The organism is Leifsonia sp. LS1, from assembly GCF_020521355.1.
Classification (GTDB): domain Bacteria; phylum Actinomycetota; class Actinomycetes; order Actinomycetales; family Microbacteriaceae; genus Leifsonia.
Genome location: NZ_BPER01000013.1, coordinates 82703 through 90128, shown reverse-complemented (window position 1 = coordinate 90128; position 7426 = coordinate 82703). Strand labels below are relative to the sequence as shown.

Annotated in this window: 5 protein-coding genes; all 5 read right to left on the bottom strand. The window is 71.5% G+C overall.

The features are described from left to right. Nucleotides 1-49: 49 nt before the first annotated feature. Nucleotides 50-2230: a transcription termination factor Rho gene (gene rho, locus LLS1_RS18185; RefSeq protein WP_226657764.1), complete on the bottom strand. Its 2181-nt coding sequence runs from the start codon at nucleotides 2228-2230 to the stop codon at nucleotides 50-52. A gap of 241 nt (nucleotides 2231-2471) precedes the next feature. Further along, a complete protein-coding gene (gene thrB / locus LLS1_RS18180; RefSeq protein WP_226657762.1) occupies nucleotides 2472-3434 on the bottom strand; it encodes a homoserine kinase in 963 nt (320 codons plus the stop codon). Beyond that, a complete protein-coding gene (gene thrC, locus LLS1_RS18175) occupies nucleotides 3431-4534 on the bottom strand; it encodes a threonine synthase (protein WP_223360315.1) in 1104 nt (367 codons plus the stop codon). Before thrC ends, thrB begins: the two co-directional genes overlap by 4 nt. Next, the gene (locus tag LLS1_RS18170; protein WP_226657760.1) at nucleotides 4534-5907 is read right to left on the bottom strand and encodes a homoserine dehydrogenase; all 1374 of its coding nucleotides are present in this window, start codon (nucleotides 5905-5907) and stop codon (nucleotides 4534-4536) included. The genes thrC and LLS1_RS18170 overlap by 1 nt, the downstream gene beginning before the upstream one ends. Beyond that, complete coding sequence (gene lysA / locus LLS1_RS18165; RefSeq protein WP_226657758.1) at nucleotides 5904-7328, bottom strand: diaminopimelate decarboxylase; 1425 nt, start codon at nucleotides 7326-7328, stop codon at nucleotides 5904-5906. The genes LLS1_RS18170 and lysA overlap by 4 nt, the downstream gene beginning before the upstream one ends. Between the last annotated feature and the right edge of the window lie 98 nt (nucleotides 7329-7426).

Here is a 7426-nt window from a genome sequence, read left to right as displayed (position 1 = left end):
AAGTGCCCGCCCGGCGCGCACGGGCGCGACGGACGGGCACTTCCCTCAGCTAGCGGTGGTCGTTCTCGTGACCGTGCGAGTGGGCGTTGCCGTGGCCATTAGCCGGCTGCGGCATCGACTTCTGCACCTGCATCAGGAACTCGACGTTGCTCGACGTCTCCTTGAGACGGCCGAGGACGATCTCGAGGGCCTGCTGCTGGTCGAGCCCGGCGAGGGCGCGGCGCAGCTTCCAGGTGATCTTGACCTCGTCCTGGCCCATCAGCATCTCCTCCCGGCGGGTGCCGGAGGCGTTGACGTCGACGGCCGGGAAGATGCGCTTGTCGGCGAGGCTGCGCGACAGGCGGAGCTCCATGTTGCCGGTGCCCTTGAACTCCTCGAAGATCACCTCGTCCATCTTGGAGCCCGTCTCGACGAGTGCCGAAGCGAGGATGGTCAGCGAGCCGCCGTGCTCGATGTTGCGCGCGGCGCCGAAGAAGCGCTTCGGCGGGTACAGCGCGGAGGCGTCGACGCCGCCCGAGAGGATGCGGCCCGACGCCGGAGCGGTCAGGTTGTACGCGCGTCCGAGGCGGGTGATGGAGTCGAGCAGCACGACGACGTCGTGGCCCAGCTCCACCAGGCGCTTGGCCCGCTCGATGGCGAGCTCGGCGACGGTGGTGTGGTCCTCGGCGGGGCGGTCGAAGGTCGAGGCGATGACCTCGCCCTTGACCGTGCGCTGCATGTCGGTGACCTCTTCGGGACGCTCGTCTACCAGGACGACCATGAGGTGCACCTCGGGGTTGTTCGTGGTGATCGCGTTGGCGATCTGCTGCATCACGATCGTCTTGCCGGCCTTCGGCGGGGCGACGATGAGGCCGCGCTGGCCCTTGCCGATCGGGGCGACCAGGTCGATGATCCGCTGGGTCACCTTGGTCGGCTCGGTCTCGAGACGCAGACGCTCCTGCGGGTACAGCGGGGTGAGCTTGCCGAACTCGACGCGGGTCGCGGCCTCCTCGACCGTCTGCCCGTTGATGGAGTCGACCTTGACCAGCGCGTTGTACTTCTGGCGGCTGTTGTTCTCGCCCTCGCGCGGCTGGCGGATGGCGCCGACGACCGCGTCGCCCTTGCGCAGGTTGTACTTCTTGACCTGGCCGAGGGAGACGTAGACATCGCTCGCGCCCGGGAGGTAGCCCGTGGTGCGGACGAACGCGTAGTTGTCCAGCACGTCGAGGATTCCCGCCACGGGCAGCAGCACGTCGTCGTCGGACAGCTCGGGCTCGAACTCGTCGCCCGCACCGCCGCGGCGCTTGCGGTTGCGGTCGCGGTACCGGCCGGAGCGGTCGCCCTCGGCGTCCTGCTGCTGGCCGCCGCGGTTCTGCTGGCCCTGCTGCTGCGACTGCTTCTGCTCGTCGCCGCCCTGGAGGTCCTTCTGCTGGCCCGGACGATCGCCCTGAGCGCCGTTGCCCGCGCCGTTCTGCGCCTGGCCGTTGTTCTTGTTGCGGTTGCGGTTGCGGCGGCTGGAGCGGGACTGCTGCTCGCCCTCGGCCGGCGCCTGCGCGTCGCCCTGCTCGCCGTTGGCGGCGGCCTGCTCGGCCTCGCGCGGCTGGTCGGCCTGCTGCTCGCCGCCCTGCTCCTGCGGGGCGCCGTTGCCGTTCTGGCCGCGGCCACGGCGGCGACGGCCGCCGGTCTGGCCGTCGCGCTGCGCCTGCTCGCGCGAGGCGAGAGCGGAGTCGAGGAGGGCATCGACGTCCGGGATGAGGGACTCGACACCGGTCTCGCCGGAGTTGACGTGGCCGGTGGCGGTGAGGCTCGTGCCATCGGGGCTGGAGGCACGACGGGAGCCACGGCGGCGCGGCTCGGCGGCCGGCTGGGCCGCGGGAGCCGCATCCGGGACCGTGGTCCCGGCGGCGGGCTCGGCCTGCTCGGCGGCGACCTGCTCGGCGGCGACCTGCTCGGCGGCGGCCGGCTCGGCGGCGGCCGGCTCGGCGATGAGCGGCTCGATGAGGACCTGGGAGGCGGCGGTCGCGTGGTCGGCGGGCTGCTCGATCGCCTCGACCGGAGCGGCGGCCTGCACCGCCGCCTCCGGCTGGGCGGCGGCACGGGCGGCCGCGATCGCCTCGACGAGCTCGCCCTTGCGGAGCTTGCTTGCGCCCTGGAGGCCGAGCTGCGAGGCGAGAGCCTGGAGCTCCGCCACCTTGAGCGCGGTCAGGTCGCTGGTGTCCACGCCCCCGGCGTGGAGTTCGACATCAGTCACTGAAGAGGATTCCTTTCCCCCGACGCGCTCTCTGCGCGTCGCTGTGGAGCACTCGTCACATGAACTGCCCTGACCGATTCGCGTTCTGATCCGCGCTACGGTGCGCCCCGGACATCCGGGCACGCAGGCAGGAATGACGGCATGATTGCTTTGAGATCACCCGGAAGCTGAATTCGCTCGTGACGCGGTTTCTTCACGGGTGCACGCACAGTTTACCACCTCGGGCCCGGCGTTTTTGACGCTAGGCCGCCGGAGTGTCCGCGCTCTCCGTCGCGACGGCCGAGACCGTCGCCCCCTTGAAGTCGACCGCCAGCATCAGCGGCTGCCAGTCGGTCTCCGCCTCGCTCGCGACGAGCTCGGCGGCGGCGAGCCGCTGGCTCGGGTCGCTGCAGAGCACGAGGATCGAGGGGCCGGCGCCCGAGACGACGGCCGCGAAGCCACGCTCACGCAGCAGCGTGATGAGACGGTTGGTCTCGGGCATGGCCGAGGCGCGGTAGCTCTGGTGGAGTTTGTCCTCGGTGGCGGCGTGCAGCAGTTCGGGGCTCTGGATGAGGGCCGCGACGAGCAGGGCGGAGCGGGAGACGTTGAAGACGGCGTCCTCGTGGGGCACGGACTCCGGCTGGAGGCTGCGTGCGAGGGCCGTCGACATGACGTGCGAGGGCACCAGCACGAGCGGCGAGACGCCGCGATGCACGATCAGCTTCTTGAACTGGGGACCCTCCGGCGTCACCCACGCGATGGTCAGACCGCCGAACAGCGCGGGTGCGACATTGTCGGGGTGTCCCTCCATGTCGTTGGCCAGCGCGAGGAGGCTCTGCGCGTCGAACTCGACCACGCCCTCCAGCAGACCCTTCGCAGCCATGATCCCGGAGACGATCGCGGCACCGGAGGAGCCCATCCCCCGGCCGTGCGGGATGGTGTTGCGCGCCACGAGGTCGAGGCCGGGCAGCGGGTGGCCGACCGACGCGAACGTGTGCGCGATCGCCCGGACGACCAGATTGGTCGCGTCGGTCGGGACCTCGCCCGCGCCGACGCCGATGACCTCGACGGTCGCTCCCGGCTCGTCGCGGACCGAGACCCGCAGCTCGTCGTACAGCGCGAGCGCGAGGCCGAGGGTGTCGAAGCCGGGACCGAGGTTGGCGCTGGTGGCGGGCACCTTGACGGTGACGGACCGGCCGCGCAGGGCGTCGGCGGTGAAGGTCACGCGGTCGCTCCGCTGGCGACGAGTCCGAGCACGTCCGCGATGGCGGCGGTGTCGACCGGCACGACCGTGGGCTGCACGTCCGAGCCGTCGGCCGTGCGCAGGGCCCACTGCGGATCCTTCAGGCCGTGGCCGGTGACGGTCAGGACGACCGTGGCGCCGGCTGGGATGGCCCCCGCCTCCGCGCGCTCGAGCAGGCCTGCGACGCTGATGGCGGACGCCGGCTCGACGAAGATGCCGACCTCCGAGGAGAGGATGCGGTGAGCCTCCAGGATCTTCGCGTCGTCGATGGCGCCGAAGTAGCCGTCGCTGTCGTCGCGGGCGTTGAGCGCGAGCTCCCAGGAGGCCGGGTTGCCGATGCGGATCGCCGTGGCGATCGTGTCGGGCTCCTTGACCGGGTGGCCGAGCACGATCGGGGCGCTCCCTGCGGCCTGGAAGCCGAACATGCGCGGGAGCTTCGTGGCCTCGCCGCGCTGCAGCTCCTCGGTGTATCCGCGGTGGTATGCGGTGTAGTTGCCGGCGTTGCCGACCGGGACGATGTGGAAGTCGGGGGCGTCGCCCAGCACCTCGACGACCTCGAACGCGGCCGTCTTCTGGCCTTCGATGCGGTCGGGGTTCACCGAGTTGACGAGGTGGACCGGATAGTTGGTCGCCAGATCGCGGGCGATGTCGAGGCAGTCGTCGAAGTTGCCCTGCACCTGCAGCAGCTGCGCGTTGTGGGCGATGGCCTGGCCGAGCTTGCCCATCGCGATCTTGCCCTCGGGAACCAGGACGACCGCCTGGATGCCGGCGTGCGTCGCATAGGCGGCGGCCGAGGCGGAGGTGTTGCCGGTCGAGGCGCAGATGACGGCCTTCGCGCCATGCTCGACGGCCTTCGAGATCGCCATCGTCATGCCGCGGTCCTTGAAGGAGCCGGTCGGGTTCATGCCCTCGAACTTGACGTAGACGTCCGCGCCGGTGCGGGCCGAGAGTGCCGCGGCCGGGATGAGCGGGGTGCCGCCCTCGCCGAGGGTCACGATCGGCGTGGCCTCGGAGATGTTCAGGCGGTCCGCGTACTCGCGGAGGACACCACGCCACTGACGGCTGTACGACTTCTCGGGCATTACGATCCTTCGACTCGGAGAACGGAAGAGATGGCGGTCACGACGTCGCTCGCCGCGAGCGCCTCCACGGTGGCCGCGAGCGCGGCCTCCTCGGCTTCGTGCGTGCCGATGACCAGGGTAGCGGTGGGTGCGCCCGCGCCGTGAATCGGCGCCCCCTCAGCGGACGGAAGACGACCCGCGATGACGATCGCGCCGGTCGCGCTCGGCACCGACTGCTGCATCGTCTCGACGCTCACGCCTCCGTCGCTCAGGATGCGCGCGACCGCGGCGAGCACTCCCGGCTGATCGGTGACGTCGAGGGTGATCTGATAGCGCGTGACGACACGGCCGATGTCGAGGACCGGGAGGTCGGCGTGCGTCGACTCCGCGACGCCCGGGCCGCCCACCACGTGCCGACGCGCGGCGGAGACCACGTCGCCCAGCACGGCGGAGGCCGTCTCGACTCCACCTGCGCCCGCGCCGTAGAACATGAGGTCGCCCGCCGCGCCCGCCTGCACGAAGACCGCGTTGTGCGCGCCGTGCACGGCCGCGAGCGGGTGGTGCCGGTCGATCAGAGCCGGGTAGACGCGGGCGGAGACGCCCTCCTCCCCCGTCTCAGGATCGGTCAGGCGCTCGCAGATCGCGAGGAGCTTGATGACGGCACCCGCCTCGCGCGCGGCATCGACCTGCGCGGTGGTGACACCGGTGATGCCCTCTCGGTAGACGCGGTCGAGCGGCACGGTGGTGTGGAAGGCGAGGCTCGCGAGGATGGCCGCCTTCTGCGCGGCGTCGTAGCCGCCGATGTCGGCGGTCGGGTCGGCTTCGGCGTACCCGCGTTCGGTGGCGGTCGCGAGGGCGTCCTGCAGGCTCTCGCCGTTGACGTCCATCCGATCGAGGATGAAGTTCGTGGTGCCGTTGACGATGCCGAGGATGCGGTTGACCCGGTCGCCGGCGAGGCTGTCGCGCAGCGGTCGGATGATCGGGATCGCACCGGCGACGGCCGCCTCGTAGTAGAGCTGCGCGCCGACCTGCTCGGCCGCCTCGAACAGTTCGGGGCCGTGGGTGGCCAGGAGAGCCTTGTTCGCCGTGATGACGTCGGCCCCGGAGTTCAGCGCCTCCAGGACGTATCCGCGGGCCGGCTCGATGCCGCCCATCAGCTCCACGACGATGTCGGCGCCCAGGATGAGCGAGCTCGCGTCCGTCGTGAAGAGCTCAGGCGGCAGGTCGACGTCGCGCGGGGCGTCGAGGTTTCGGACGGCGATGCCCACGAGCTCCAGCTTGGCGCCGACCCGGGAGGCGAACTCGTCCCCCTGCTCCAGCAGCAGACGCGCCACCTGCGAGCCGACGGAGCCGGCCCCGAGCAGGGCCACACGGAGGTTGCGGTACTCGATCATCGGTTCACTCCTTCGCCGACGGAACCCTCGTATGCGGCGTCGCGCGCCAGCAGGTCCGCCTCGGTCTCGCCGCGCACGATCACGCGGGCCTCGCCGTCGCGCACCGCGATCACGGGCGGACGGCCCAGATAGTTGTAGTTGCTCGCCAAGGACCAGCAGTAGGCGCCGGTCGCGGGCACGGCGAGCAGATCGCCCGGTCGCACGTCGCCGGGGAGGTACTCCGCGTCCACGACGATGTCGCCGCTCTCGCAGTGCTTGCCGGCGACGCGCACGAGCTCCGGTGCGGCCGGCGACACGCGGCTCGCGATACGGGCCGAGTAGTCGGCACCGTAGAGGGCGGGCCGGGCGTTGTCGCTCATCCCGCCGTCGACGCTCACGTAGCGGCGGACCGCGGTCTCGCCGTCATCCTCGGCCGCGACCAGCACATCCTTGGTGGTCCCGACCGTGTAGAGGGTCAGCCCGGCCGTGCCGATGATCGAGCGCCCCGGCTCGAACGCCACGACGGGGGTCGGGATCTCGAGCTCGGCGCATCCGGCGGCGACGGTCTCGGCGATGCGCCTGGCCAGCTCCGCGATGGGCGCCGGGTCGTCCGCCGCGGTGTAGGCGATGCCGAATCCGCCGCCGAGGTTCAGCTCGGGGACGTCGCCGTCGGCCAGGAGCTCCCGGTGGACGGCGAGCAGGCGTGCGGCCGACTCCGCGAAGCCGTCCGCGCCGAAGATCTGCGAGCCGATGTGGCAGTGCAGGCCCAGGAAGCGGAGTCCTTCATGGGCGCGGATGCGGGCGACCGCCTGCGCGGCATCGCCGAGGGCGATCCCGAACTTCTGGTCCTCGTGCGCGGTGGCGAGGAAGGCGTGCGTGTGGGCGTGCACGCCGCTGTTGACGCGGAGCCGCACGCTCTGGACGCGGCCGTGGCGGGCGGCGGCCTCGGCGACGCGGTCGATCTCCTGGAGGCTGTCGATGATGATCGCGCCGAGGCCGGCCGCGACGGCACGGTCGATCTCGGTCGCCGACTTGTTGTTGCCGTGGAAGCCGAGCCGCGCCGGGTCGACGCCGGCAGCGAGGGCGACCGCGAGCTCTCCGCCGGAGCACACGTCGATGTTGAGGCCGGCGTCGGACATCCAGCGCGCGACCTCGATCGAGAGGAAGGCCTTGCCCGCGTAATAGACCTTCGCCGCCGAGCCGATCCCCGCGAACGCGGTCTGCAGCGCGTCGCGCACCTCCGCGGCGCGCTCACGCGCCTCCCGCTCATCCACCACGTAGAGGGGCGTGCCGAAGCGGGCGGCGAGGTCGGTGACGGCGACCCCGCCGACGCTCAGCTCACCGCCGTCGCGTTCGACGGTGCGCGACCAGAGGCCGGGGACGAGGGCGTTGGCGTCGTGCGGGACGCGGAGCCACGGGGGTGCAAGGGGATTCGGGGCCATAGGGACAACCTCACGGGAACGACGAGTGGGGGGGTCTCTCAGGCGAGCGGACCCGGATTGGCCCCTGAAGCCGGTGGAGAAGTACGAAAGAGTCTACC